The following is a 25,466-nucleotide window of genomic DNA, read 5'->3' as shown; positions in this document are numbered from 1 at the left end:
CCCATGGCGCAAGACCAGAACCCCCTGCCTGTTCCGAGCGGTCCCGGCGGCGACCATCCCCTGCCGGCGCAATTCCTCGAACAAACGCAGCCCCAACCAGTTGGCTTCGGGCCGACCAGTTTCGTTTCCTACGTCTGGAAGCTCGTCTGGCGCTGGAAGTGGCTGATCCTTGCGATCACCTCGGTCTCGATCGTCATCGCCATCCTGCTCGCGATGCTAGCGCCGCGTGAATATAGCGCGACCACACGGATCGAAATCCTGCGCACCACGTCGAATCTCGCCGACATTGGCGACATCGAAACCGATGTGAACATTTTCGACTATGAGTTCTACCAGACCCAGTACGAACTGCTGCGCAGCCGCACACTGGCGGAAAAGGTGGTCGAGGATCTCGACCTTGCCAACGATCTCGAATTCCTCGCCGGCTATGATCCGGAAACGGTCGAGAATGTTGCCGACTTCGATGGCGATACACGTTTCGAGCGCGCAACCGCCATCGTCCAGGGCGGAACGGCTATCTCGCCGATCCTCGATTCCAGCATTGTCGATCTCGTCATCACGTCGGGCGACCCTGAAATGTCGGCCGCAATCGCCAACAGCCTGGCCACCAATTATCGCCAGTCGAACCTCGACCGGCGCTATGAATCGACCGACTATGCCCGCTCCTTCCTGGCCGAAAGGCTGGAAGCGAGCCGCGAAGCGCTCGAGGCGTCAGAGGCCAAGGTCGCCGAATATGCGCGCGAACAGGGTCTCATCCGCATGAATGGCGGACGCGCCGGTTCTGGTCAGGAAACGCTGGCGGAAACGCGCCTTCGCGAGCTGAGCAACCGCCTCGCCCAGGCCACCGCGACGCGCGTCACCGCAGAAGCCGATTTCCGCGCCAATAGTGGCGGCCGCGCAGCGACGACCTCGCTCGACAATGACACGCTCCAGATCCTCCGCAATCGTCGCAGCGACCTTCGCGCCGAACTGTCGAAACTGGAAAGCGATTTCGGCCCCGAATATCCGGCGGTCAAGGCGCTGCAGGCGCAGATTGCCGACGTCGACAATTCGATCGCCATCGAGGAAAGTCGGGTGACCAGCTCGGTCAATCGCGATCTCGAAGACCGCTATCGCCAGTCGCTCGCCGCCGAAAACCGCCTTCGCGGCCAGGTGGATTCGCTGACCGCCAACCTGCTCGACCAGCAATCGCGCTCGGTCGGCGTCAACGTCCTCGAGCGCGAAGTCGACACCAACCGTTCGATCTACGAAGCCCTGCTCTCGCGATATCAGGAAATCGGCGTTGCGAGCGGCATCGGGAACAACAATATCTCGATCGTCGACGAAGCCACCGTGCCCGGTGGCCCCTCCTCGCCCAACATCCCGCTCTATCTCGTCATGGGCCTCATCTTCGGCCTGTCGCTGTCGGGCGGCACCGTTGCCGTGCTGGCCAAGGTCGCCGATGGCGGCATGACCCCCGCAGATGTCGAGGCCAAGCTCGGCCTTCCGCTCCATGGCGCAACGCCAATGGTCGGCACCGACGAGATCGACATCGGTATGGAAGATCAGCGTTCGGCGCTTGCCGAGGCTTATTATTCCATCCTCACCACCCTCAAATTCGCGACCCACAAGGGCCTGCCCAAGTCGATGCTGCTGACCAGCAGCCGTCCGAGCGAGGGCAAGTCGATCAGCGCCCGCGCGCTGGCGACGCATCTCGCCATGCTGGGCCAGAAGGTCCTGCTGATCGACGGCGACATGCGCAAGCCGACACTTGGCCGCCTTCTGGATGGCCAGGATCGCAAGGGCCTTGCAGAGTGGCTCAAGGAAGAAGCCACGCATGTTGAAATCTTCTTCGAACCCACGGACACCGGCTTCTCAGTCGTCTTCTCGGGCGACAGTCCGCCCAACCCCGTGGAACTGCTGAGCGGTCCACGCCTTGGCGAACTGGTCAAGCTGGCAAGCGAGCATTTTGACCATGTCATTATCGATGGCCCGCCCGTCATGGGCCTTGCCGACGCCCAATTGCTCGCGCGGGCGACACAGAAAACCGTATTCGTTGTGGAATCGGAGACGACCCGCACCGAAATGGCGCGCTCGGCGCTGCGTCGCCTTAAACATGTCGGTGCGCAGATTTCGGGCGTCATCATGACCAAGGTGCCGAGCCACAGCGCCGGCTATGGCTATGGCTATTACGACTATGTCTACAAGCCGCTGCCCAAGCGCGGTGTCCAGAAGATCCTGACCAAGATTTCGGGGCGGTAGACGCGGTGAGCACAAGTTTCGGCCACGGCATGAGTTCAATGTTAAGGCGCATGCTGTCGCTTGCGCCGGGCGTACGCGTGCTCATCGTCATGACCAGCGACATCGCGATCCTCGCGCTGTCCTGCTATCTCGCCTTTGTCATTCGTCTCGGCGAATTCTCGGTCAAGGTCCCCGCATTGCTGATGCTGTTCGCCTTGGCGATGGTTCTGTGGGCGATCGCGCTCGTCAAATTCCGCACCTATGAGATGATCCTTCGCTATTTCGGCGGCCAGGGTACGCTTCGCCTGCTGCTCGCTTGCGCGACCATGATGATCGGCCTCGTCCTGTTGCTGGGCTTCTTCCAGCCGCCTGACGTGCCGCGCACCACGGCGGTGCTCCAACCGTTGCTGTTCTTCTTCGGCCTTGTCGGTAGCCGTGTCGTGGCGGCGTTCCTATTGCTGCGCGCCCTCCCGACCCAGGTCGCTACACTCACCACGAAGCGCCTCGCCATCTTCGGCGTCGGTCGCCGCGCCCGCGCACTAGCCGACAGCATCCGTTCCGAAGCCGGCCAAGTCCTCGTTTGCTTCGTCGATCCTGAAGGCGAACATCAGGGCCGCTCGATCGACGGCGTTCCCGTGCTGTCGCAGGCCGAACTCGACGAACTTGTCCGCGAATGGTCGATCGACGAGCTCTATCTCGCCATTTCCAAGTCGGTGCGCAGCCGTACGCGCGCCCTCTACGACCGCGTTCATGCGATCAATCCCGAATTGCCGATCCGGCTGCTGCCCTCGATCGACCAGCTGACAACCGGCAAGGTGGCCGTCAGCGACCTTCGCACCATCAAGGTGGACGATCTTCTCGGCCGCGATCCGGTGGATCCCCTGCCCCACCTTCTCGACCAGGCCCGCGCGGCCACGGTGATGGTGACAGGCGCCGGCGGCTCGATCGGGTCGGAGCTTTGCCGCCAGCTCATCGAGCAGCGTCCCAAGCGGATCATCCTTGCAGAGATGAGCGAGTATAATCTCTACATGATCGAGCGCGAGCTGGCAGGCTGGGTCGCCGCCAATGACGCTGACGTCGAGATCATGCCCCGCCTTGTCGACCTTTCGGACAAGGATAGCTGCGATCGCCTGTTCCGGACCACCAGTCCCGACATCGTCTATCATGCCGCAGCCTACAAGCATGTCCCGCTGTTCGAGGAAAATCTCGTGGAGGGCGTGCGCAACAACGTCATTTCGACCCTCAATGTCGCGATGGGCTGCGAGGCCGCCGGCACTGCGCTGATGGTCCTCGTCTCGACCGACAAGGCGGTGCGCCCGACCAATGCGATGGGCGCTTCGAAGCGCATGTGCGAACTGGTCGTACAGGCGCGCGCCGCGGTGCAGTCGGACACGCGCTACACGGCGGTCCGCTTCGGCAATGTGCTGGGTTCGTCCGGCTCGGTCGTCCCGCTATTCCGAGAACAGATCAAGCACGGCGGCCCGGTCACCCTCACCCACCGCGACGTCACCCGCTACTTCATGATGATCCCCGAAGCCGCGCAGCTGGTGCTGCAGGCCGCCGCCATGTCTGAAGGCGGCGAAACCTTCCTGCTCGACATGGGCGAGCCGGTCAAGATTGCCGACCTTGCGCGCCGCATGGTCGCGCTGTCGGGTCGCACGCTCAAGGACGAGAACAATCCGACCGGCGAGATCGAGATCGTCGAAACCGGGCTCCGTCCTGGCGAAAAGCTCTATGAGGAATTGCTGATCGAGCCGGGCGCCGAGACCACCGAGCATCCGCGCATCGTCCGTGCCCAGGAAGATTATCTGCCCTGGGCCGAGCTCAAGAACGAGATCGACCTCATGAAGCGCGCCATCCTGATCGGCGATGAGGAGGCGCTGCGTTTCATGCTCGTGAAGCTGGTCGCGGGATTTGGCGGCGAAGAAACCGTCGAGATCGAGCACGAAGCGACATCGGACGAAGAGCCCGAAACCAAGGTCGCCTAGGCGGTCGCTTCCTTGATGACTGTACGCGTCACGTCGATGGCGCGATCCATCTGATTGTCAGTGATCGTCGGATGGACAAGCCACATGATGCTAGTCTCGCCCAGTTCGCGCGCAGTGGCCAGCGGCTGCGCCGGCACGAATCCGCTGCCCTCGAACGCTTTTTCGCGATAGATTTCCGAACAGCTGCCCTGGAAGCAGGGAATCCCGTGCGCATTGATCTCGGCAACAATCCGGTCCCGATCCCAACCGTTCGCAAGCCCATCGGGTTGGACATAGGCATAATATTTGTAGGCGGCATGGCGCGACCCGGATGATTCATCGGGCCATGGCGTGCGGACCGCATTCGCAAACTCGCCAAGCATGTCGCGCATGCGCATGGCGTGCTGGCGACGGCGAGCTGTCCACTCCTCCATGCGCGCGAGCTGGATGCGGCCGATTGCCGATTGCATTTCAGTCAGGCGGAAATTGGTTCCGAAGCTTTCGTGCAACCAGCGGAAACCCGACGGATGCTCGCGCTCGAATACCGCCGCATAGCTCTTGCCATGGTCCTTATAGGCCCACATGCGGCGCCAAAGCGTCTCGTCGGACGTCGTCAGCATGCCGCCCTCGCCGCCCGTCGTCATGATCTTGTCCTGGCAGAAGGACCAACAGCCCATGACGCCCAGCGAGCCGACACTTTTTCCCTCGAAGCGCGCCCCATGCGCCTGCGCACAATCCTCGATGACCGCGATCCCGCGCGGCGCCGCCAGCGCGTTCATCGCAGCCATGTCGACCGGCCAGCCGGCAAGATGCACCAGGATGATCGCGCGCGTCCGCTCGCTCAGCACCGGTTCGACCGTATGCGCCTCGATATTGCCACTTTCACGGTCGACGTCGGCGAAAACCGGCCGCGCGCCGGCATTCACCACGGCGCTCACCGAGGCGATGAAGCTGCGCGGCGTGACGACGACTTCGTCCGTCTCACTACCGCCGTTACGCGCGCCGATACCCAGCCCATGGAGAGCAAGATCGAGCGCCAACGTGCCGTTGCCGAGCGCGATGGCGTGCGCACTGTCGGCATAGGCAGCGAATTCCTCTTCGAACCCCTTCCCCTCGCCTCCGGTCCAGTAATTGACCTTGTTGGACAGCAGCACGCGCTGGACGGCGTCCGCTTCCTCGGCGGTGAAAGATGGCCAGGGGGCGAAATCGGTCATTTGCGCTCCATCACGCGTGCCGGATTGCCGACAACCGTGGCGCCCGGGGGCACGTTCCTGGTGACAACGGCCCCCATGCCGACAATGGCCCCCTCACCGATGACCAGGGGTTTGTCCGGCGTCCCCTGACGCAGGATCGCGCCGGTGCCGATATAGGCATGGTCGTGGATATGAACGTTGCCATTGCAATTCACCCGCGGCGCAAAGGTAACGAAGTCGCCGATGACGCAATCATGGGCCACATAGGAATAGATATTCGCATGGAAGTGCCGACCGATGCGAATGTCGCTGGTGAGCGTCGCATGCGCGCACAGGATCGCCCCTTCCCCCCGATCGACCCGGTCATATTGCGACGAGCTTTCATGCGCGATGGTGGCAAATGACAGGCCGGCATCGCTGCAACGCGCCGCGATCTTGGCCCGAATACTACCATCCGCGATCGCAATCGCGACAGACTTGTCCGTTTCGTCCATGGCGAGAAATTGCTCGAAATTCACGACCTGTTCGCCCGGTATGGAGACATCCGACCCGCCATCGTCGACGAACACGAAGCGCGCATCTCCCTGCGTCGCCCTGGCGACCGGCATCACTTCTCGGCCGAAGCCCGAGGCACCGTAAATCCCGATCAGCCTGCTCATCGGCCATTCCCCTCAAACCGGCGCATCGTCGCCTCCCCTTCGGCATTCACATCGCCGGGCGACACGATCCTGAGGACCGTCAGCGCCAGGATTTTCATATCCATCCATGCATCATGATGGTCGACATAATAGCGGTCGAGATCGAATTTCTCGTCCCAGTCGATCGCGTTTCTACCGTTGACCTGCGCCCATCCGGTAACGCCCGGACGCACCTCCATCCGGCGCGCCTGTTCCGGCGAGTAGAGCGGCACATATTCCATCAGCAGCGGGCGCGGCCCGACAAGGCTCATCTCGCCCTTGAGGACGTTCCACAGCTCGGGCAACTCATCGAGGCTCGTCTTGCGCAGCAGGCTGCCGAAACGCGTCAGGCGCTCCGCGTCCGGCAAGAGCTTACCCTCAGCATCGACCGCATCGCGCATGGTGCGAAACTTGATCATCTCGAAAGGACGGGCATCGACGCCGGGGCGTTGCTGGCGGAACAGCACCGGGCGCCCGAGCTTGAGGGCAACGAGGAGCGCAACAACCAGGATGATCGGCGAGAACAGGACCAACGCGATCGCCGAAACGACGATATCGAAGACCCGTTTGCCCCCGCCTTGCCACAGGCCGGCTTTGCGTTTTTCGGTCTGCAATTCACTCATTTCGTTTCGACCATGAAGTGCTTTTCGTTCATCCTCAACATCGTGCGTAGCAAGCCTCTTTCCCGGGCTCTAACCGCAAAAGGTTGGCTTGACGTTAACCATCTGTTTGCTACCCGCAAATAGGAGGGTGGCTAGAGCCGCAAGACGCGGCGCGTATAGCGTTCCTTCGGGGTTAAGGGGTGGAAATGAAAGCCAAAAGAATTCTCGTCACCGGCGGCACCGGATCCTTCGGCAAGAAGGTTGTGGCCAGCTTGCTTCAGGAAGGTGTCGAGGAAGTCCGCATCCTCAGCCGCGACGAAGGCAAACAGGACCTGATGCGCGGCCGCATGGCCGACCCGCGCCTCAAATTCCATATCGGCGACGTGCGCGACCGCGACAGCGTCGAGCGCGTGGCCCGCGGGGTCGACGCGATCTTTCATGCAGCGGCGCTGAAACAGGTCCCGTCCTGCGAATTCTTCCCGATCGAGGCCGTCCGCACCAACGTGCTGGGCAGCGAGAATGTCGTCCGCGCAGCCATGAACCATAAGGTGAAAAGCGTCGTCTGCCTGTCGACCGACAAGGCCGTCGCTCCGGTCAACGCCATGGGCATGTCGAAGGCGCTGATGGAAAAGGTTGCCCGCGCCGCGGCGCGCGAGCTGGGCCAGGATGCCGATACGACCATCGCCTGCGTGCGATACGGCAACGTCCTCTATTCGCGCGGCTCGGTCGTCCCGCTCTTCATCGACCAGATCAAACGCGGCAAGCCGATCACGGTCACTGAACCGACCATGACCCGCTTCCTGATGCCGCTCGAGGACAGCGTCGCGCTCGTCAAGTTCGCCATCGAACATGCCAACCAGGGCGACCTGTTCGTGCACAAGGCCAAGGCGTCGACCATCGCCGATCTCGTCGAAGCGGTGAAACAGATTTTCGATGTCCCCGACCACCCGGTCGACGTCATCGGATGGCGTCATGGCGAGAAGCTCTATGAAACGCTCGCTTCGGCGCAGGAGCTGCTCGATAGCGAAGATATGGGCGACTATTATCGCCTCCGCCTCGACGATCGCGACCTCAACTATGCCAGCTTCTTCTCCGAGGGCGACGAAGACCGCGCCGAGCGAGAAGAATTCAATTCGCACAATTGCGACCGTCTGGACGTCGAGGGCACCAAGCAACTCCTCCTGTCGCTTCCGGAAGTGCGCGAGGAAGTCGAGGCATGGCAGGCGCGGTGAGGAAAATCCTTGTAACCGGCGCCGGCGGATTGATCGGCTGGCACGCCGCAGCCCGGCTCCACGCCTATAATTGCGGCGCGCGCTTCAAGGGCGAGGATGCGCCCTACGATCTCGTCGCGCTCGACCGTGACGGTTTCAATGACGATGCCAAGCTCGCGGCTGCGCTGGATGGCGCCGATGCCGTGCTCCATTTTGCCGGCGTCAATCGCGGCACAGACGAGGAAGTCGCCGCGGGCAACCCTGCGATCGCGCAGCGCCTCGCCGATGCCGTAACGGCCAGCGGCGGCAAGCCCGTCATCGTCTATGCCAACTCGACCCATGCCGATGGCGACAGCCTGTACGGAAAGTCGAAGGCCGAAGCCGCGGGCATCCTCGGCGAGGCCGCGCCTTTGGCGAACCTCGTCCTGCCGCATATTTTCGGGGAGACGGCGCGGCCCGACTATAACAACGTCACCGCGACCCTGATCGACCGCCTGTGGAAGGGCGAGGCGCCACAGATCAACGACGGCGCGGTCGTCCACCTGCTTCATGCCGGCGAAGCCGCGCAAATCGCCATTGGTGCCAGCCAAGACGCGTCTTCACGAACAATCCGCTCGGACGCGCGCACCATTTCGGTCGCCGACCTGCGGGAAAAGCTGCAAAGCTTCCATGCCAGCTATACCGCCAACATCTTCCCGGATTTCTCCGATCCGTTCGACCTAGCGCTCTTCAACACCTATCGTACCGGCGGTTTCCCCGAACAGTATCCGCTCGCCATGGACGTGCGCAGCGATGCCCGCGGCGACCTGTTCGAAACCGCCAAATCGCGCGGCTCGGGACAGAGTTTCGTCTCGACCACCCTGCCCGGCCAGCGCCGCGGCGATCATTTCCATTTCTCGCTGGTCGAGCGCTTTCTCGTCGTCTCGGGCAAAGCGGTCATCCGCGTGCGCAAATTGCTGAGCGACGACATCGTCGAGTTTGAAGTGAGCGGCGATCATCCGGTGGCCATCGACATGCCGCCGCTCCACACGCATCATATCGAGAATGTCGGCGACGAGCCGGTCGTGACCTACTTCTGGGCGCATCGTCTGTTCGACCCCGCCAACCCTGACACCTATGCCGACCCCGTGCTGAAGGAGCCGCAGCCATGACCCGCCTCAAGGTGATGACCATCCTCGGCACCCGTCCCGAAATCATCCGCCTCAGCCGCGTGATGGCGCGGCTTGACGATTATACTGATCACACGATCGTCCATACGGGCCAGAATTACGATTATGAGCTGAACGAGGTCTTTTTCGACGACCTAGGCGTCCGCAAACCCGACCACTTCCTTGGCGTCGATACGTCGAGCCTCGGCAACGTGCTCGGCGGCGTGCTCATCGAGACCGAGAAGCTCCTGAAGGCTGATCGTCCCGATGCCGTACTGATCCTTGGCGATACGAATAGCGCGATTGCCACGATCATGGCGCGCCGCCTCAAAATCCCGACCTATCACATGGAGGCCGGCAACCGCTCGTTCGATCGCAACGTGCCGGAAGAGACCAATCGCCGCCTCGCCGACCATCTTGCCGACTTCAACCTTTGCTATACCGAACATGCCCGCCACCATTTGCTCAGCGAAGGCCTGCCGCATCGCCGGACGCTCGTCACCGGTTCGCCGATGCGCGAGGTGCTCGACCATTATCGCGACCGGATCGAAGCCAGCGACGTGCTGGCGCGCGAAGGGCTCGAGGCCGGCAACTATTACATCGTCTCGCTGCATCGCGAGGAAAATGTCGACGACCATGCGCGCTTGAAAACCCTGGTCGACATGCTCGGCCAGCTGGCCGAGCGCGACGGTTATCCGGTCATCGTTTCGACCCATCCGCGCACGCGCAACCGGCTCGAGAGCATGGACGGCGTCGACGCCCATGACCTCATCCGCTTCATGAAGCCCTTCGGCTTTCACGATTACAACCACCTCCAGATGAAAGCGCGCTGCGCCATTTCGGACAGCGGCACCATCGCCGAGGAAGCCTCGATGCTCGATTTCGCCGCCATCACGCCGCGCGACAGCATCGAGCGCCCAGAAGCGCTCGACACGGGCAATGTCATCGTGACGGGCCTCAAGCCAGAGACGCTCCTTCCCGCGGTCGATGCCGCCGTGCAGATGCGCGACGAGCGGATCGCCGCCGACGCCCCCTTCACGTTGCCCGACGATTATCAGGTCACCAACACGTCCGAGCGCGTGGTGAAGCTCATCCTTGGCACCGCGCGCCTGTCGAACGACTGGGACGGCATCCGTCTCCACGACCACCTCTAGGGCGACGGGCGCGTCATGCGATTGCTGTACCTCACCCAATGGTTCGAGCCCGAACCCGTGATGAAAGGCATTCGCTTCGCACGGGCGCTGGCCGATGCCGGCCATGATGTCGAGGTCGCAACCGCCTTCCCGAACTATCCGCGGGGCAAGGTCTATGACGGGTACAAGGTGAAGCCCTACCAGCGCGACGAGATGCAGGGCCTGACGCTGCACCGCCTGTGGGTCTATCCTTCGCATGACGGTTCGACGCTCCGGCGCATGCTGACCTATTGCAGCTTTTTCGTCTCGGCCCTCATCTTCATGCTCATCCGCGGCCGTCGCTACGACTTTGCCTATGTCTATCACGCCCCGATCATGCCGGGCTTCGCGACCGCGCTCGCCTACGCGCTCTATCGCAGGCCGTTCATCCTCGAGATCCAGGACCTGTGGCCCGACAGCGTGATGAGTTCGGGCATGGCGCCCGGCCTATTCGGGCGGATCCTCAACTGGATCTGCAATTTCGTCTATCGCCGCGCCAAGCGGATCGTCGCCCAGTCCGAGGGCATGAAGCAGCGCCTGATCGAACGCGGCGTGCTGGCCAATAAGGTTAGCGTGCTGCGCAACTGGTCAAACTATGTAGAGCGCGACGACACCGCCCTCCCCGCATCGTTTGCCGAAGCGTTTGAGGGCCGCACCAACTTCGTTTACGGCGGAAACCTGGGACAAGCCCAGTCACTCGATGTCCTCATCGAGGCCGCGAGCATCGCAGCCGATGAACAGCCCGGCCTTCATCTGCATCTGTTCGGCTGGGGCATGGATCGAGACCGGCTCGTCGCCCTCGCAAAGGACCGCGCGCCCGACCATGTGACGATCCACGACGCGGTCGCGCCGGAGGTAGCCGACAAGCTGTTCGAGGCCGCCGACATCCTCGTCTTTCACCTCGACGACGACCCGCTTTACGACATCACCATACCGTCCAAGACCCAGCATTACCTCTCGGTCGGCAAGCCGATCGTGGCGGGCCTTTCAGGAGAAGCCGCAACCATCCTCGAATCTTCGGATGCCGCCCTCGTCACCAAACCCGGCGACGTCGAAGCGATGGCCAAGGCTTTTGTCCAAGCCGCGGCCCTGACAGGCGACCAGCGCGCAGAAAAAGCGCGCAAGGCTCGGGGCTATTACCAGCGTGAGCTGGCGTTCGAACCGGCCATGGCTCGCATCCTCGACTGGATCGAGAAGGATGCGGGTAAATGACGGACCATGCCGCCGAGCGAAGCCGCCGCCTCCATCTCGCCTTCGGGACCGGCCTCATCGCGCGCATTGCGGGCGCAATCGTCCAGTTGGTCAGCCTACCGATCGCAGCCAATACACTTGGCGACAGCGGCTTCGTCCTCTTCGGTAGCGCGCTTGCCCTCCTGAACCTCTTGATGCTCAGCCAGCTCAGCGTGGGATCGTCCATGGCCATCAAGATGGGCGAGGCTTGGGGCGCCGAAGACAGCGCGAAAATCGCCGCCATCTACCAGCACGGCCTCGCCATCACCCGGCGGGTCTGCATCGTCGTGGCCGTGGCCGCCCTATTCATCCTCTTCGTGGCGCCCGGCCTGTCTTCAGTCTTTCCCACTGCGGGCGTGACGCGCGACGCGCTGATCGCGACGGCGCTCGTCGTTCTTGGCATGTATGTGCTGACGGTGAACCTCGTCTCGCACGAAGGCGCGATCATGGCGTTCCAGGAGCTACAGGAGAGCTACAAATACCAGATTGCCGGATCGGTGATCGCGATGGTCACCGTTCCATTGATGGCGTGGCTGTCTCCATCGATTGCAGGCCTGCTCCTCGCCCTCTGGATCCCGCAGGTCGCGGCGCGGATCGCCAACATCCTGAGCTTTCGACGGCGGCACCGCGCCGAACTGTTCGCATCGCCCTCATGGTCACCGCCATTGCTCGGAAGAGGCGTCCTCGTGATGATTTCCCTAGCCGGGACAGGCATGGTGAGCCATTTCCTGCCGATCCTCCTGACGGCGAACCGCTTTACCGTTGCGCAGGCTGCCGATTTCACCGCCGTGATGAACATGATCACGCTCTTCATCACCTTCTATGCCCTGACCTCCTATCCCTTCCGCGGCGCGTTGCCCGAAGCCTTGGCGCGCAAGGACAACAAATGGATTGTCGGCACAGTGACCAAGACGATGGTCCTCAACATTGCGGCCGGCGGGGCATTCCTCTTGGGATTGGGCCTGTTCGGGGACGAGATATTCGCCTTGTGGTTCCAGGGCGCGGTAACGCCGTCCGCCTCGATGCTTGTGTGGGCCGGGGCCTATTTCCTGCTATTCGGAATCGTTGAGCTGCTGCGCGCTTTCCTCATCGGCGCCGATGATCTGCGCTACCTCACCTTCTGGTCGGTCCTGATGTCGCTCGCGATCGTCGGCATCCTCTGGCTCGGCATTCCGCGAATGGATGGCGCGGACATCTTCATGACCTTGTGCCTCACGCTGGCCGGACTGGGCCTTATCCCCTTTGCGGCGCGCGTGCTTACTCGACTTCGGGGGGCGAGCGCATGAGCCGGATCATCCTCCTGCAGCCGAGCCTCGCCAGCTATCGGATGGACTTTTTCGACCGCGTCGCCCGCCGCTTCGGGGAGCGATTCAACGTCTTCTTTTCGCCGGGCGGCCTCGGTTTACTTTCGCACAACGAAGGGCGCGATTGGGCCAATTCTGTTGGACCGCTGAAGCGCCTGCCCGGCCCGATCTTCTGGCAGAGCGAAACGAGCAACATCCACATCGCTGCAGGCGATATCGTCATCGTGCCGGGCGACGCCCGAACCCTGTCGACCCTGCTGCTTGCCTGGCGCGCACGCCGCGCTGGCGCAAAGGTCGTCTGGTGGGGGCAGCTATGGTCGGCGACCAGCAAAGGCTGGCGCCAGCGGCTGCGGCTCAAACTGTCGAATCTCGCCGATGCCCTGCTTTTCTACACCGATGCCGAGGTTGCCGCCTATCGCTACGGGATCGGGAAACTGGACGAGCGCCCCGTCTCGGCGCTCAACAACGGCATCGACGTCGAGCCGATAAAGAAGTTCGCGAAACCATTTGAATCCGAGAGGCGCGACCGCGCAATCCTCTTCGTCGGGCGAATGACGCCGAAGTCCGGCCTTCCGCTCCTGTTCGAAGCAATGGGCGATCCACGCCTTTGCGACGTGACGCTGCACCTCATCGGAGACGGTGACCTGGAAGATGAATTGCGCGTGCAGGCCAAGGACAAGGCGACCGAAGATCGGATCGTGTTCCACGGTGCCACGACGGATGAAGCCGAGATCGCGCAAGTCGCCAGCCGATGCCGGCTATTCGTCTATCCGGGACAGGTCGGACTGAGCCTCATCCACGCCTTCGCCTACGGGCTGCCGGCAGTGGTTCATGACCGCCGCGAGCGTCATATGCCGGAAATCGCCGCATTCACGCCGGATGAGACCGGCTTTACCTTTGAAGAGAATGACGCGACCTCGCTTGCCGACGCAATCGCCAGCGCCATCGATCACCCCAATCTGGACTTGATGAGCCGGAAGGCTTGGGCAATGGCCCACGACCAGTTCAATAGCAAGATGATGGCCCACCGGATAATCGAGCTGATCGAGACATTGGAGAAGGTAGCGTGACGGACGCGGCCCACCTCCGTCATCCTAACGCGACCCCGACGCGGCGCATCGCGCTCTTCCTGTGCCTCGCTTACTTGCCTCTATTCCTCGCCTTCGGCACCGATATTCCGGACCTGTTCTCGCACCTCATGGTGCTCTCGGTAACGCTGACGAGCCTGCAGACCGGTCGTCGCGCCTCCTACGATATCGCGGTCGATCTCAGCACGATCTTCGTGATCGTCCCGCCCTATTTCTACGACGCACTTGCCGGACAGGACCGCTTCGGGGTGATCGTCGCCGCAAGCTACCTCTTCCTGCATTTCTTTAGAAGCGCGGTGGCCAAACTGATGCCGGAGACGCCCGTCGTCACCCCAGCGGGCGGACGCATTCCGCCCATGCTCGACATCGCCTACTTTCTCTTCCTCGTCATCAGCATCGTCACAGTCGTCTTCCTGGGCGACCAGATCGGCGAGAAATTCGGTTTCAGCCTGCCGCTATTCATGGCCGCCTTGCTGCTCGAGCGGCAGTTGCAGTTCGGCCTCGACCGCAATGGTTTCTACGTCCGGTACGGCTTTTACGCCGCGACATTCCTCATCTTCGTCGCCTTCTTCTGGACCGGCTTTGGCCGGTTGATGCTCGGCGTGTTCCTGGTCGTGCCGGTGCTTGTCGCCAACCGCTACATGGATGTGTGGCTGAGGAGCTGGCAGGTCGGGATGCTGTCCCCCTTCCTCCTCATCGCAGCACACCGCTCGCGCTTCAGCGAGGGCGGCCGACTGACCGAGGATTCGGGCACCGGCCACTATCTCATCACGTGGGAAATGATCGAGACCGCCGACTGGCGCGTCCCCCGCGGCTGGGAGGCCTTTTTCGACCAGTTCGTTCTGCTGTGGCTGCAATGGGTGCCGCGCGCCTTCTGGCCCGACAAACCGATTGGCCTGGGCCGGTCCTATGTCGAGGATTGGATGGGTCGGCAAAACTTTTCCGAAGGCCACAGCATCGCTACTGGCCTGCTCGGCGAGCAACTCTGGCTGTTGGGGCCCTTCCTGATCTTCGGCTTCGCAATCGTCTTCGCCAGCATTCTTGCGCTGCGAGCCATCTATCAGCGCCTCTCACCCGGTTTAGTGTGCATGGCGATGATCTTCGATGCCTATCTCACCACCTACCTGTGGGGCGGGATGGCCTCGTTCGGCGGGCGCATCGGGGTTGCCCTCATCCCGCTCATCTTCTTCGGCTTCTTCGTGAAGCGCCTCTTCCCGGTTCAGGCGCCGCCATCGTCCTTGCCGGCACAGGCAAAGATGACCGAGCGATAAAGCTGCCAACGCTTCTCGGGCGGCGGATAGCATTGCTCGAGCCGGCGCCGGCCGGCGCCGACCAACGCTTCCTGATCACGCGGCCGATTGATCAGCCCGTCGATTGCCTGCGCGGCTGCTTCGGGATCGATCGGATCGACAAACAAGGCGCCATCTCCCGCGAGACCGCGAGCCCATGGCCTGTCGGCTAGGATGAGTGGCCGTTGAGCGAGAAACGCTTCGGGGATGACAGCGGTCGAACTTTCGCACAGGCTCAAGCACAAGGCGAAATCATGCGCGAGATAGGCGTCCGCCATCTGCTCGTTGGGAATGCGACCGACACGTTCGAATGCGGCGACAATATCGCGTCGATCGGCATCCGCCTCGAGCTCCTGCCACGCTGACTCATCGTCCTTGAGGGTCAGCGTAAAACGAACATCGTGGCCTAGCGCCTTCAACTGCTCTGCGATCGCAGGAAGCACCTGAAGGTTCTTATGTGCGAAGCCCGCTCCCGGAACGAAAAATCGAATCGTGCCGTCGCTCGGCGACTTGACTGTCGATCGCTCGACATTGTCGAGGAAGCGCGGGCTATAGCTGTTGGGGACGACGAATTGCTTCTCGGGCGGAAAGCCCAGCAACTCCCCTGCTCCCGCAACGACATGGTCCGCCTCGGCAAGCAGGAAATCTGCATTGCGCCGAAAGAGGGCAATCTTTGCCCAATCCGCGAGCTTCCCCTTGAGCTGCTGCATGGCGGATTTTCCGAGCCGGTTGGCGTCGGGATCGAGCATCAGGCCCAGCGCGAATCCCTGGAGGTTTGGCGCCTTGGAGCGCCAGCGTCCGGGTCCGAACACGGTTAAGACGAGGTCAGGCGCAAAGTCGCGCTCGATCCGACGCAAGGCACGCTGCTGGACGATCCATGACGTCGGCAGATCGTCGCCGACGCGATGCCCCGGAAAGTCCGTCGAGCCCAGTTCCGCAGCGACCGCTCGCGAAGAAGCAACACAGAGTTCGATGCCCGGATCGCGCGCGGCGCTGTCGATGACCGCCAAGGCAACCTGGATGCCTCCGCCGACACGCTGGCGGGTGGCATCGACCATCAGGCGTAGCGGTTGCTCAGCCGCCATGACCGCGCCGATGAAAGTTCCAGGCATCGCGACACATCTCGACAAGGTCGCGCTTCGCGCGCCAGCCAAGCTCAGCCTCGGCCTTGTCAGCGCTCGACCATACGCTCGCGATATCGCCTTCACGGCGCGGTTTCTCGACGCACTGCACCGGTTGTGCGTTGACCATGGCGAATGTGTGAATCAACATTCGGACGCTGGTGCTCTTTCCGGTTCCCACGTTGTGCACCGAGACATTCCCGCCTTCCGGTAGATGATCGAGCGCCGCGACGTGCGCCTCGGCGAGGTCGCTAACATGGATGAAATCGCGCTCCGCAGTGCCGTCCTTGGTCGGATAATCAGTGCCGAATATGGATAGCTGCCGTTCGGGGTCGGCGGCAGCAGCAACCACCAGCGGCATCAGGTTCGAGGGACGATTGCTCGGATCTTCCCCGATAAGGCCCGTTTCGTGCGCACCGACCGGATTGAAATAGCGCAGGATCGCGCCGCGCCAGCGCGGATCCGCAGCGACAATGTCGCTGATCATGCGCTCGCCCGCCAACTTGCTTTGCCCATAGGGATTTCGGGCGCTGACCGGATGCTGTTCGTCGATCGGCACATAATCGGGCTCGCCATAAATGTTGGCGGTGCTGGAAAAGACGATTGAGCGGACGTCGGCCCGGTCCATGGCGGCCAGCAATGTGGTCAGCCCGCCGACATTCACGTCATAATATTCGAGCGGCTGGTCGACCGATGCGATGACATCCTTCAGCGCAGCAAAATGGATGACAGCGTCAAAATGATGCTTGGCGAAGACGGCGTCTAGGAAGGCCGCGTCGCGAATGTCGCCTTCTTCGCTCGTGAGTTCGCGGCCTACGATCTGCCCGATCCGGTCGGCGACATCGGGCTTGCTGTTGGCGAAATTGTCGACGAGCACAGGCTCGTGCCCCGCCTCCACCAACGCCACTGCACAGTGGGAGCCGATATAGCCCGTACCGCCGGTCAACAAGATGCGCATGAAGTCTGCCGTCCCCTCGGCGAATGAATGGTCGCTCTCTCTCGGTCCCACCTAAGGGCGAAAGGGTTAAGGGACTGTTTGCCAAAGCCGCATCGCCGCGCCAAGCCTGCGATAATCTGCTGGACATGATCTCTCTCCGGCCTAGCTTGCGCCTATGTCGCCCGACGCCGTCCAATCGACCTTGCTGTCCCTGCTCTTCCCCCGGGCGACCGACCGCGCTGATGGGGGTGACTGGGACCAGATCGCGACGATCGTCGAGGCCCATCGCCTGGCGCCGCTGATCGTCGGCAGGAACCCCGACCTCACAGACGTGCCAGCCTCGCTTGCCGAAAATTGGCGGGCTGTCGCAGGCGTGGCAACCTTGCGGTCGCTCCACCAGCAGGCCGACCTGGTCGACATGGTGCGGCGCGTGCGGGACACGACGGGTGAAGAGCCCTTGGTCCTCAAGGGTGGCTATCTGGCCTATGCGGCCTATCCCGATCCTGCGCAGCGGCCGATGCGGGACGTCGACCTGCTGCTCGCCGATCGCGCATTGGCGACGCGCGCCTATCACGCACTTCGGCAACAGGGCTACGAACCGGACCCGGACGTGCCGGCCGACCCCGATCTAGTGCCGGACGACGCCCATCAAATGCCGATCCTCTACGGCCCGCAGGGAACTGCGCTGGAACTTCATTTCAGGCTCGGTCATCGCGGCAAGGGCGGTCTCGAGGCGGAAGCGGAAGCGTCCCCGGCAAGCTTCGACCTGTTGGGGGAGACCTTGCATGCGCCCAGCCCTGAAGTCCTGCTGATCCACCTGGTCTCCCATGCCGCGCGAGATCATCGCTTCGACAATGGCCCGTTGACGCTGACCGACCTCGAAGTGCTGTTCGCCACCCAAGAGATCGATTGGGACAAAGCGACGCAGCTGGCAGCCAAGGAAGGCGTCTCGCGGCCGCTCGGCGCTTTGATCCGTTTGGTGGCGCGGCTGTCTCCGAGCACACCACCGGGCGACCACGGCTACGAGCTCGACAAGGCAGAGTTGGCAGAAGGCGCGGATATGGCACTTGGACTCATGCTCGCCCCGCCGGATCAATTGCAGGAATTGCGCACTGTTGCAGCGCACCGCGACGGCTCGCTCTCTGCTTCGCTCTGGCCGACTGCAGATCGCCTCAGGCAACTCTACGGACGACGTTCATTCGCCACCCGACTGCGGCATCTCTGGCGCCTCGCGACGCGGCGGCTGCCCGCAATCGTTGCGGCGCGCTCGGCTAGGAATGCCGGTAAACTCAACCTGATACAGCGGCGCTATGACAAATGGCTTTTCGACGAACGGCCAAAGGGCCACGATTGACACCCCCTCCCCATCGCTTTGAGAAACCGCAGACTTTTACCGGTCGAGGGTTCTAAACGATGACCAAGACCAAGACCTGTACGCGTTATGGCCTACTCTGCTCGGCGAGCCTTGCAGCGCTTGTCTTTGCAACGCCCTCTAAGGCCCAGCAGATCGTGCAGCAAAGCGTGCCCGTGTATTCGCCGCGCGCCTAAAGCACCGATACAGCCGTGCGAAGCATTACGATCTTAACTGTCGAAGGCTGTGGCCTTCAATTCAGCCATGTAGCTTTTGGCCCATTTCTCGAGCTCTTCTGGATCCGCTGGCAGCCCTCCTTGCTCATCCGCCTGGCCGCCCAATTCGTCGCGGCTATTGACGCGAGGGAATGGCTGGGTGGGCACGGGTACATCGAGAAAATCGCAAAGCGGCTCCCAGCCCTCCTTGGGATGGAAAACAAGCAGTCGTTCGGGCGCGATCGTTTCTTTCACCGCCTGATTATGCGCTTCGTACCACTCGGTCATGAAGGTCCGGTCGCCCACCTTGTCGCCATAGGGTTTCAGATAGGTCCCGCGGAACATCTTCATCATCGCCGTGCCTTCCATCGAACCTAGCATACGCGGCGACATGATCGTCTCGTTGACCGATTCAAACCAGCTATCGGCATCGCGGACGGTCAACAGCACCTTTGCGTTCGGAAAATGATCTGCAAGCTCGCGCCAAAAGACACTGGCAGGAAAGTCGGTAGTCGATCGATAGCCGGCGAAAATCGTATCCCAATCTGGGTTGCCGTCTGCCGCGGCCTGCCACAACGGAAGGTTGCGGCGTACGGAGGCGAAAACCTCGGCCATATGGTAGCAGGGTCCGAAGCCTAGATGTTCGAGCGCGAACTTGGTCGAAAATGTTGCGGTGCGGCCCGGCCCTGCACCAATCACTTCAAGTGCCATATCGGTCTTCTCCCCCTGCTCTTTCGATCTGTTGTGCAAGCCCAGTGCTATTAAGACAAGCAACTTGGCATCGTCGGAAACAGATACAGTTCGACCCATATCCGAGCGAAGCCCGCATCCCCAAAGGCATTTCCTAGCATTTCACTAGTCGCAACATTGATCCATTGTCACTGACCGCGCGAGCGCGACAATCCTTCGAGGGCCGCCCTCACACCGGAACCATCGAAGACGCCGTGCCGTATATTTCATGAAGGCCCCGATAGGGTCTGGTCATTATAGAGGGAGACCTAGAAATGTATAAATGGGCATTCATATTTGCCATCATCGCTTTAATTTCAGCGATATTGGGCTTTGGCGGTGTTTCCGAGGTGTTCGCTGACATTGCCATCATAGCCTTTGTTCTTGCGATCATGGCGACAGTCTTTTTTGCGTTTCTTGGCTGGAAGGCAGGAAAGAACGTGGCCGACAAACTCTAGAACATAGAGATAGATGCGGCCGGCCGGACTGCTCGGAAATAAGCCGGCTTGCGAGGAACGCACTATTTTGAAGCGTTGGCGCAACATCGCGGGCAATGAAGCCTCAGAGTATGCACGATCCATGCCGACCGCGAGGTCCGCAGCCGCCCAGCTTTGAGCAAAGCTACGGCCATGCGGAATGCCGGTTTGCCGGATAATTGCAGCCATTGGTCGAATAGACATATTGAAATCGAGAACCTGCTGATCAACAAGCGCTGGATTCTAGCTTTTGGAGGTTCATTTCATGACGCGTAACATTCTTCTCTCGTGCGTAAGCCTCGCGACCCTGGCCCTTTCAAATCCTGCTATGGCCCAGCAGATCGTGCAGCCAGGCGCCCCAGGCGAAGCGCCGCGCGCCATCACCGCCGAGGAAGCGGCACGCATTGCCGACACCGCCTATATCGAAGCGGACGCCATCTTCATGCAGGGCATGATCCATCACCACCACCAGGCGGTCGTGATGGCGAACATGGTCAACAATCGCACCAACAATGAAGATGTCATCGCCGCCGCCGCGCGTATCACTGCCGGACAGGACGACGAAATCGCCTTCATGCGCGACTGGCTCATGCAGCGCGGTGAATATGCGCCCAACCCCGGCGCCCATGAAGGCATGGACCATGACAATATGGACCATGAGAACATGGATCACGCCAAGATCCACGCAAGCATGTCGGGCATGGCCACCGACCAGCAGCTAGCTGCGCTTGCCGCCGCTCGCGGTGTCGAATTCGATCGCATGTTCCTTGAACTGATGATTGCGCACCATGAAGGCGCGCTCGCCATGGTCCAGGACCTGTTCCAGACCGCTGGCACCGCGCGCGACCCCGTACTTGCGGAATTTGCCGCCGACGTGCGCGGCGACCAGACCGCAGAGATCGCCACCATGAACGCGCTGCTCGCCGGCCTCCAAGACGATCCGCGCGTCGGCCTCGCCGCCGGCTTCGAAGATGCCGGCGAAGCGATCTGGAACCTCAACAAGGTCGTGTCGCTGTCCAAGCCGGTCGGCTTCTTCGATCCTGCCAACCCGTCGGGCCTGCCGCCCGTGCGCATGCGCGACGGTGAGGAAGCGGAAGACGAGAATGGCGTCGAGCGTATGTGGAATGCCCGCTCGCCCCTGCTCTCGTTCAGCCAGACCGACATGGCTTTCCAGGGCGATACGCTGATCACCGGCAACTATCACGGTTTCAACATCTACACGCTCGGCGATGACGGTATCCCCGACCTCGTCAGCTCGGTTGTCTGCCCAGGTGGTCAAGGCGACGTCTCGGTCGTCGGCGACCTCCTCATCATGAGCGTCGAACAGGGCCGTGGCCGTGTCGATTGCGGTCGCCAGGGTGTTGCTGAAGATGTCAGCGCGGAACGCTTCCGCGGCGTCCGCATCTTCGACATTTCCGATGTCACCGCACCTCGCCAGGTTGGCCTCGTCCAGACCTGCCGCGGCAGCCACACGCACAGCGTTGTCGATGCCAATGACGATCGCATCATCGTCTATAACAGCGGCACCTCCTACGTCCGTGACGGCGAAGAGCTCGAAGGCTGCGTCGGCAATGTGCCTGGCGATGACCGCACCGCGCTCTTCTCGATCGACGTGATCGAAATCCCGCTCGACAATCCGGCGGCCTCGCGCATCGTGTCGAGCCCGCGCGTCTTTGCCGACGACGATGGCAACATTGCCGGCCTGTGGCTCGGTGGCCAGACCGCCGAGGGCCAGTATCTCGCGCAGACCAACCAGTGCCACGACATCACCGTCTTCCCGGCGATGCAGATCGCTGCGGGCGCCTGCTCGGGCAACGGCATCCTGATGGACATTTCGGACCCGATGAACCCGGTCCGGATCGACGCCGTGTTCGACAATGGCTTCCAGTATTGGCACTCGGCCACGTTCAACAATGACGGCACCAAGGTGATCTTCACCGACGAGTGGGGCGGCGGTGGCCGTGCCCGTTGCCGTGCGTCGGACCCGATGAACTGGGGCGCTAACGCCATCTACGACATCGAGGATGGCAAGCTCACCTTCCGCAACCATTACAAGCTGCCGGCTGCCCAGTCGGACTCGGAAAACTGCGTCGCGCATAACGGCTCGGCCATTCCGGTCCCGGGCCGCGATATCTTCGCGCAGGCCTGGTATCAGGGCGGTCTCTCGGTCATGGACTTCACCGACAGCGCCAACCCCTATGAAATGGCCTATTTCGACCGCGGCCCGATCCACCCCGAGCGCATCGCCTCGGGCGGCTACTGGTCGACCTATTTCTATGACGGCTATCTCTACGGCACCGAGATTGCCCGCGGCCTCGACGTCTTCGCGCTCGAGCCCAGCGAGTATCTCAGCGAGAACGAGATCGAAGCGGCCAAGCTGGCGCAGTATGAGGACAATGTCTTCAACCCGCAGACCCAGACGGTCGTCAGCTGGCCGGCGGTTCCGGTCGTCGCTAAGGCCTATCTCGACCAGCTCGAGCGTAATGGCGGCCTCGAACCGGCAGCCATCGCCACGGTCCGCGCCGCACTGGACGCCGGCGACATGGCGAACCTCGCCAACATGATCGATGCGATCGACGGTGACAGCCCGCGTCGTGCGGCGCTCGCCGACACGCTCCGCGGGATTGTCGGCCAGGGCGAATAAGCCCTAGCCACGAACGCCAAAAGAAAAGGGCAGGCGCGGGAAACCGCCCTGCCCTTTTTCTTTACCCATCGCTCTAGTCGTTGGCGCTTTTCTGGCGGCCTTCGCGCACCGAGTCCGAAATCTTGGACGGCTTGGGATTGTTCGCCGTGGTCGGCCAGCCCTCGCGCTGGTTGGCCCGGTCCCCATCGGTTTCCTCGGTCTGGTCGTGGAAGAGATGGACCTGCGTTTCGAACGGCATGTCGATGCCCGCTTCGGTAAGCGCATAGGCAACATTCTCGATGACGCGGCTCGACGTGCGCGTCTCGTCGCCGCGATTGCTGGCGGTCCACCAGCGCCCGCGCAGCGTGATCCAGCTGGCAGCAAGGTCGACGACCAGCACGTCGGGGGCGCGATCTTCGAGCACGCCCTCGGTGCCCTTGATCGCCTTCAGGATGACGTCCTTGGCCTCGCGAATGTCATCGCCATAGCCGATGCCGATATCATACTGGCTGCGGCGAATGTCGTAGGCGCTGATGACCTTGAGCGGGTCCGAATAGATCTGCTTGTTGGGAATGATAATACGGCGATTGTCATAGGTGCGAATGAAGGTCGCCCGCGTCTCGATCGCCTCGACACGTCCCTTGAAATCGCCGCTTTCGATCTCGTCACCGACCCGGAAAGGTTGGCGGATGAGGATGAGGATCCCGGCGAGCAGGTTGGAAAAGATGTCCTGGAAGGCAAAGCCGATGGCGAGACCGCCAATGCCGAGACCACCGATCAGCTGGCCAGGCGTCAGCGAGGGTAGCACCACGGTCAGCGCCACGAACACACCGACGATGAGGATGAACCAGTAGGCCAGCCGCGCGAAGACGGTGGAAAGCTGGCTGCCGCTGTCGCCGAATTGCGCGCGCTTGATCGCGGCACGCACCAGCTTGGCGATGATCCAGAAAACAAGGAAGACGACAATACCGATCGCCATCTTGGGCAATGCGGCGAAGAAGCCGGTGATCAGGCCATCGATCGTCGCCCAGGTCGCATCGATATCGGCACCGATATCGCCGGTCGATTGCGCCGCTCCTGTCAGCGCGTCGTCGATCGCACCTGTATCGTCTGCATTACCTGCCATGCGCAGTTCCCCATTTCCTGTCGTTTTTGCTGCAACGATCTGGACTGGGGTCTTGGTTCCCAATTGGCGGATTTGAGGGTTTCTGAAGACGCTAGGCGATTGAAGAGCCCGTCTCTCTTTGAGCTATTCGTGAACTGATGGCACGCCTAGCTCATCCTTGACCGAGCAAAGCGAACACTCGACGTGGAACCGCAGTCCTTCGCGAGCAAAACGAAGATCGACCTCACCGCGAATGCTGGATTGCAGGGATTTTTCGATCACGATCGAGCCAAACCCGCGTTTCTCAGGCGCCACCACCTCAGGCCCGCCTTCTTCGATCCAGCCGAGCTCGAATTTGTCCTTACCGTTTTCGGCGACGAAAGACTTCCATCGAATCGCAATCCTGCCTGTGCCGTTGGACAAAGCCCCGTATTTCGCCGCATTGGTTGCCAATTCGTGCAAGACCATTCCGATACTTTGGGCAGCGTTGGGCTTGAGGGAAATTGGCTCGCCGGAGATCTGAATTCTACCGCCGAACAAATCTGCGAAATGCCCAAGCTGCGCCTCGACCAATTCATGCAGGGCAATGCCTCTCGCAGGCGCTTGGACGAGCAAGTCGTGACTGCTCGCCAATGCCATGATCCGTCTCTCGAAACTCTTCTTGTATTTCTCAATATCATCAGCGTCGGTCTGGCGAGCAATTACCTGAATGATGCTCAGCAAATTCTTCGCACGATGGTTCACCTCTCGCATCAAAAGGCGCTCTCGTTCTTCCGCCATCTTTCGCTCTGTGATGTCGGCAATTGATGCAAAGAAGACATTGTCCGGCGCACCAAAATATTGGAGGCGCACGGAGACATTGTAGTGCGATCCATCCTTGCGTTCATGGATGGTTTCAAACTCGAGAAATGGCACGGCGCCGCTTTTCAGTGGCTCGACATATTTCTTGAATTCGTCAGCCGAATAATCGGGCTTCAAATCCCATGGCGTTAAAGCTCGAAGTTCTTCCGGTGAGTATCCGAGATTCTCGCGCGCACCCCTGTTGACGAGCTCAAATCGATAATTTGTGCCATCGAAAATATATGCCTCGCTAATCGAGCTTTCGACAATTCGACCGAGCCGCTCGTTGGCGGACGCTGTCGAAATGCGCTCGAGCTCGGATGCCGCACGCCCCGAAAACAGGGCTAGAATGTCCTTGGCAAGGACCGGATCTTCTATAGGGTGATCACTAACCGCAGCGATGAGACCAAGCACCATTCCGCTGGAAGAAATCAATGGAATGCCGACATAGCTTTCGGCTCCCAAGCTCTTGAGCAACGCATCGTCGGGAAAGGTTTGCGTGATATTTTCAGGATAACAGCAGGCACCGTCGCCAATCACCTTCTCGCACGGTGAGCCGCTGAGATTATAAACTAGATTTTCGGCGGGGCCGTCATTCCAGACCGCTAAAGTCTCGGCCTGACTTTCGTCAATTGGTGATGGGCGACTAAGAAACACCCATTTCATGCCGAGGGATCGAGCCACACCACGAACTAGCTCCGGAAAGAATGCTTCGCCAACAAGCTCTGCGCTTTGCGCGAGCATTTCCATGGCAATCCTCATCGAAGCATGATTGCGATCAGCTGGTATGGTTTTCGTGGCCACGCTTCCCCTTTTCAAAAACCATCGTAGGTCAACGGCTTAGCTTTGGCAAAGGCAATTCCGATGCCCTTTCATTCGTTCACCCGATTTGGCCCGAACTGCCAACCAACGCGGGAAGTTCCTCGAAGTCCTCCTTGACGTTTATCCGGGTTGAACCGCCAAAATTC

At 61.4% G+C, this 25,466-nt stretch carries 21 protein-coding genes; 13 read left to right on the top strand and 8 right to left on the bottom strand.

The annotated features are described in order from the left end of the window. Positions 1-3: 3 nt before the first annotated feature. Together NDO55_RS02260 and NDO55_RS02255 are read left to right on the top strand one after the other, a co-directional pair. On the top strand, positions 4-2,241 hold the full coding sequence (locus NDO55_RS02260; RefSeq protein WP_252112026.1) for a GumC family protein: 2,238 nt from the start codon (positions 4-6) through the stop codon (positions 2,239-2,241). A 50-nt stretch (positions 2,242-2,291) separates the two neighbouring features. Further along, positions 2,292-4,208, top strand: coding sequence for a polysaccharide biosynthesis protein (locus NDO55_RS02255; protein ID WP_252112024.1), 1,917 nt, complete (start codon positions 2,292-2,294; stop codon positions 4,206-4,208). On the opposite strand, the gene NDO55_RS02250 is transcribed toward NDO55_RS02255, so the two are convergent. The 3 genes from NDO55_RS02250 to NDO55_RS02240 are packed head-to-tail and all read right to left on the bottom strand — an operon-like array spanning position 4,205 to position 6,680. Continuing rightward, complete coding sequence (locus NDO55_RS02250) at positions 4,205-5,401, bottom strand: DegT/DnrJ/EryC1/StrS family aminotransferase (protein ID WP_252112022.1); 1,197 nt, start codon at positions 5,399-5,401, stop codon at positions 4,205-4,207. The two genes, NDO55_RS02255 and NDO55_RS02250, sit on opposite strands and share 4 nt — an antisense overlap. Continuing rightward, the gene (locus NDO55_RS02245; RefSeq protein ID WP_252112020.1) at positions 5,398-6,039 is read right to left on the bottom strand and encodes an acetyltransferase; all 642 of its coding nucleotides are present in this window, start codon (positions 6,037-6,039) and stop codon (positions 5,398-5,400) included. The genes NDO55_RS02250 and NDO55_RS02245 overlap by 4 nt, the downstream gene beginning before the upstream one ends. Continuing rightward, positions 6,036-6,680, bottom strand: a complete 645-nt coding sequence (locus NDO55_RS02240) for a sugar transferase (RefSeq protein WP_252112018.1) — start codon at positions 6,678-6,680, stop codon at positions 6,036-6,038. Before NDO55_RS02240 ends, NDO55_RS02245 begins: the two co-directional genes overlap by 4 nt. A 185-nt stretch (positions 6,681-6,865) precedes the next feature. Here NDO55_RS02240 and NDO55_RS02235 point away from each other — a divergent pair, with 185 nt between their 5' ends. Genes NDO55_RS02235 through NDO55_RS02205 form a run of 7 tightly spaced genes read left to right on the top strand, consistent with a single transcriptional unit; the run spans position 6,866 to position 15,083 of the window. Then, positions 6,866-7,891 carry a polysaccharide biosynthesis protein gene (locus NDO55_RS02235; protein ID WP_252112016.1) on the top strand — a complete coding sequence of 342 codons (1,026 nt, stop codon included), beginning with the start codon at positions 6,866-6,868 and terminating at the stop codon, positions 7,889-7,891. Continuing rightward, positions 7,876-9,021 (top strand): polysaccharide biosynthesis C-terminal domain-containing protein, encoded by a 1,146-nt coding sequence (locus NDO55_RS02230; protein WP_252112014.1) that lies wholly within the window; start codon positions 7,876-7,878, stop codon positions 9,019-9,021. The genes NDO55_RS02235 and NDO55_RS02230 overlap by 16 nt, the downstream gene beginning before the upstream one ends. Further along, positions 9,018-10,172 (top strand): non-hydrolyzing UDP-N-acetylglucosamine 2-epimerase, encoded by a 1,155-nt coding sequence (gene wecB / locus NDO55_RS02225; RefSeq protein ID WP_252112012.1) that lies wholly within the window; start codon positions 9,018-9,020, stop codon positions 10,170-10,172. The genes NDO55_RS02230 and wecB overlap by 4 nt, the downstream gene beginning before the upstream one ends. A gap of 15 nt (positions 10,173-10,187) precedes the next feature. After that, positions 10,188-11,402 (top strand): glycosyltransferase family 4 protein, encoded by a 1,215-nt coding sequence (locus NDO55_RS02220; RefSeq protein ID WP_252112011.1) that lies wholly within the window; start codon positions 10,188-10,190, stop codon positions 11,400-11,402. Continuing rightward, positions 11,399-12,706 (top strand): lipopolysaccharide biosynthesis protein, encoded by a 1,308-nt coding sequence (locus tag NDO55_RS02215; RefSeq protein WP_252112009.1) that lies wholly within the window; start codon positions 11,399-11,401, stop codon positions 12,704-12,706. The genes NDO55_RS02220 and NDO55_RS02215 overlap by 4 nt, the downstream gene beginning before the upstream one ends. Next, on the top strand, positions 12,703-13,794 hold the full coding sequence (locus NDO55_RS02210; RefSeq protein ID WP_252112007.1) for a glycosyltransferase family 4 protein: 1,092 nt from the start codon (positions 12,703-12,705) through the stop codon (positions 13,792-13,794). The genes NDO55_RS02215 and NDO55_RS02210 overlap by 4 nt, the downstream gene beginning before the upstream one ends. Next, positions 13,791-15,083, top strand: a complete 1,293-nt coding sequence (locus NDO55_RS02205; protein ID WP_252112006.1) for a hypothetical protein — start codon at positions 13,791-13,793, stop codon at positions 15,081-15,083. Before NDO55_RS02210 ends, NDO55_RS02205 begins: the two co-directional genes overlap by 4 nt. Here NDO55_RS02205 and NDO55_RS02200 read toward each other — a convergent pair. Then, on the bottom strand, positions 15,032-16,213 hold the full coding sequence (locus tag NDO55_RS02200; RefSeq protein ID WP_252112004.1) for a glycosyltransferase family 4 protein: 1,182 nt from the start codon (positions 16,211-16,213) through the stop codon (positions 15,032-15,034). The genes NDO55_RS02205 and NDO55_RS02200 overlap by 52 nt on opposite strands. Beyond that, positions 16,176-17,180: a UDP-glucose 4-epimerase GalE gene (gene galE / locus NDO55_RS02195; protein ID WP_252112002.1), complete on the bottom strand. Its 1,005-nt coding sequence runs from the start codon at positions 17,178-17,180 to the stop codon at positions 16,176-16,178. The genes NDO55_RS02200 and galE overlap by 38 nt, the downstream gene beginning before the upstream one ends. A 154-nt stretch (positions 17,181-17,334) precedes the next feature. Here galE and NDO55_RS02190 point away from each other — a divergent pair, with 154 nt between their 5' ends. Continuing rightward, a complete protein-coding gene (locus NDO55_RS02190; protein WP_252112000.1) occupies positions 17,335-18,513 on the top strand; it encodes a nucleotidyltransferase family protein in 1,179 nt (392 codons plus the stop codon). Positions 18,514-18,572: 59 nt separating this feature from the next. Beyond that, positions 18,573-18,707: a hypothetical protein gene (locus NDO55_RS11935; RefSeq protein ID WP_279639075.1), complete on the top strand. Its 135-nt coding sequence runs from the start codon at positions 18,573-18,575 to the stop codon at positions 18,705-18,707. A gap of 33 nt (positions 18,708-18,740) precedes the next feature. On the opposite strand, the gene NDO55_RS02185 is transcribed toward NDO55_RS11935, so the two are convergent. Continuing rightward, a complete protein-coding gene (locus tag NDO55_RS02185) occupies positions 18,741-19,436 on the bottom strand; it encodes a sulfotransferase family protein (protein WP_252111998.1) in 696 nt (231 codons plus the stop codon). A gap of 293 nt (positions 19,437-19,729) precedes the next feature. Between NDO55_RS02185 and NDO55_RS12115 the strand changes: the two genes are divergently transcribed. Both NDO55_RS12115 and NDO55_RS02175 read left to right on the top strand, forming a co-directional pair. Then, positions 19,730-19,912 (top strand): DUF1328 domain-containing protein, encoded by a 183-nt coding sequence (locus NDO55_RS12115; protein ID WP_252111996.1) that lies wholly within the window; start codon positions 19,730-19,732, stop codon positions 19,910-19,912. 346 nt (positions 19,913-20,258) lie between these two features. Beyond that, positions 20,259-22,574, top strand: coding sequence for a DUF305 domain-containing protein (locus NDO55_RS02175; RefSeq protein ID WP_252111994.1), 2,316 nt, complete (start codon positions 20,259-20,261; stop codon positions 22,572-22,574). 73 nt (positions 22,575-22,647) lie between these two features. Here the strand turns inward: NDO55_RS02175 and NDO55_RS02170 are convergent, their stop codons facing one another. Both NDO55_RS02170 and NDO55_RS02165 read right to left on the bottom strand, forming a co-directional pair. Next, entirely contained in the window at positions 22,648-23,679 is a 1,032-nt protein-coding gene (locus NDO55_RS02170; protein ID WP_252111993.1) for a mechanosensitive ion channel family protein, read from the bottom strand. Between the two features lie 123 nt (positions 23,680-23,802). Continuing rightward, entirely contained in the window at positions 23,803-25,302 is a 1,500-nt protein-coding gene (locus NDO55_RS02165; RefSeq protein WP_252111991.1) for an HWE histidine kinase domain-containing protein, read from the bottom strand. Positions 25,303-25,466: the final 164 nt, after the last annotated feature.

The organism is Sphingomicrobium sediminis, from assembly GCF_023805295.1.
Taxonomy (GTDB): Bacteria; Pseudomonadota; Alphaproteobacteria; order Sphingomonadales; family Sphingomonadaceae; genus Sphingomicrobium; species Sphingomicrobium sediminis.
The sequence above is the reverse complement of the archived record's forward strand: the minus strand, read 5'-3'. Positions and strand labels throughout refer to the sequence as shown.

What these genes read in the sequence shown, in the direction of transcription:
- NDO55_RS02190 (WP_252112000.1), top strand. Translation starts at nt 17,335, where the DNA reads ATGTCGCCCGACGCCGTCCAATCGACCTTGCTGTCCCTGCTCTTCCCC.
- wecB (WP_252112012.1), top strand. Translation starts at nt 9,018, where the DNA reads ATGACCCGCCTCAAGGTGATGACCATCCTCGGCACCCGTCCCGAAATC.
- NDO55_RS02210 (WP_252112007.1), top strand. Translation starts at nt 12,703, where the DNA reads ATGAGCCGGATCATCCTCCTGCAGCCGAGCCTCGCCAGCTATCGGATG.
- NDO55_RS02175 (WP_252111994.1), top strand. Translation starts at nt 20,259, where the DNA reads ATGGCCCAGCAGATCGTGCAGCCAGGCGCCCCAGGCGAAGCGCCGCGC.
- NDO55_RS02240 (WP_252112018.1), bottom strand. Translation starts at nt 6,680, where the DNA reads ATGAGTGAATTGCAGACCGAAAAACGCAAAGCCGGCCTGTGGCAAGGC.
- NDO55_RS02230 (WP_252112014.1), top strand. Translation starts at nt 7,876, where the DNA reads ATGGCAGGCGCGGTGAGGAAAATCCTTGTAACCGGCGCCGGCGGATTG.
- NDO55_RS02170 (WP_252111993.1), bottom strand. Translation starts at nt 23,679, where the DNA reads ATGGCAGGTAATGCAGACGATACAGGTGCGATCGACGACGCGCTGACA.
- NDO55_RS02220 (WP_252112011.1), top strand. Translation starts at nt 10,188, where the DNA reads ATGCGATTGCTGTACCTCACCCAATGGTTCGAGCCCGAACCCGTGATG.
- NDO55_RS12115 (WP_252111996.1), top strand. Translation starts at nt 19,730, where the DNA reads ATGTATAAATGGGCATTCATATTTGCCATCATCGCTTTAATTTCAGCG.
- NDO55_RS02250 (WP_252112022.1), bottom strand. Translation starts at nt 5,401, where the DNA reads ATGACCGATTTCGCCCCCTGGCCATCTTTCACCGCCGAGGAAGCGGAC.
- NDO55_RS02255 (WP_252112024.1), top strand. Translation starts at nt 2,292, where the DNA reads ATGCTGTCGCTTGCGCCGGGCGTACGCGTGCTCATCGTCATGACCAGC.
- NDO55_RS02245 (WP_252112020.1), bottom strand. Translation starts at nt 6,039, where the DNA reads ATGAGCAGGCTGATCGGGATTTACGGTGCCTCGGGCTTCGGCCGAGAA.
- NDO55_RS02235 (WP_252112016.1), top strand. Translation starts at nt 6,866, where the DNA reads ATGAAAGCCAAAAGAATTCTCGTCACCGGCGGCACCGGATCCTTCGGC.
- NDO55_RS02185 (WP_252111998.1), bottom strand. Translation starts at nt 19,436, where the DNA reads ATGGCACTTGAAGTGATTGGTGCAGGGCCGGGCCGCACCGCAACATTT.
- NDO55_RS02215 (WP_252112009.1), top strand. Translation starts at nt 11,399, where the DNA reads ATGACGGACCATGCCGCCGAGCGAAGCCGCCGCCTCCATCTCGCCTTC.
- galE (WP_252112002.1), bottom strand. Translation starts at nt 17,180, where the DNA reads ATGCGCATCTTGTTGACCGGCGGTACGGGCTATATCGGCTCCCACTGT.
- NDO55_RS02200 (WP_252112004.1), bottom strand. Translation starts at nt 16,213, where the DNA reads ATGCCTGGAACTTTCATCGGCGCGGTCATGGCGGCTGAGCAACCGCTA.
- NDO55_RS11935 (WP_279639075.1), top strand. Translation starts at nt 18,573, where the DNA reads ATGACCAAGACCAAGACCTGTACGCGTTATGGCCTACTCTGCTCGGCG.
- NDO55_RS02260 (WP_252112026.1), top strand. Translation starts at nt 4, where the DNA reads ATGGCGCAAGACCAGAACCCCCTGCCTGTTCCGAGCGGTCCCGGCGGC.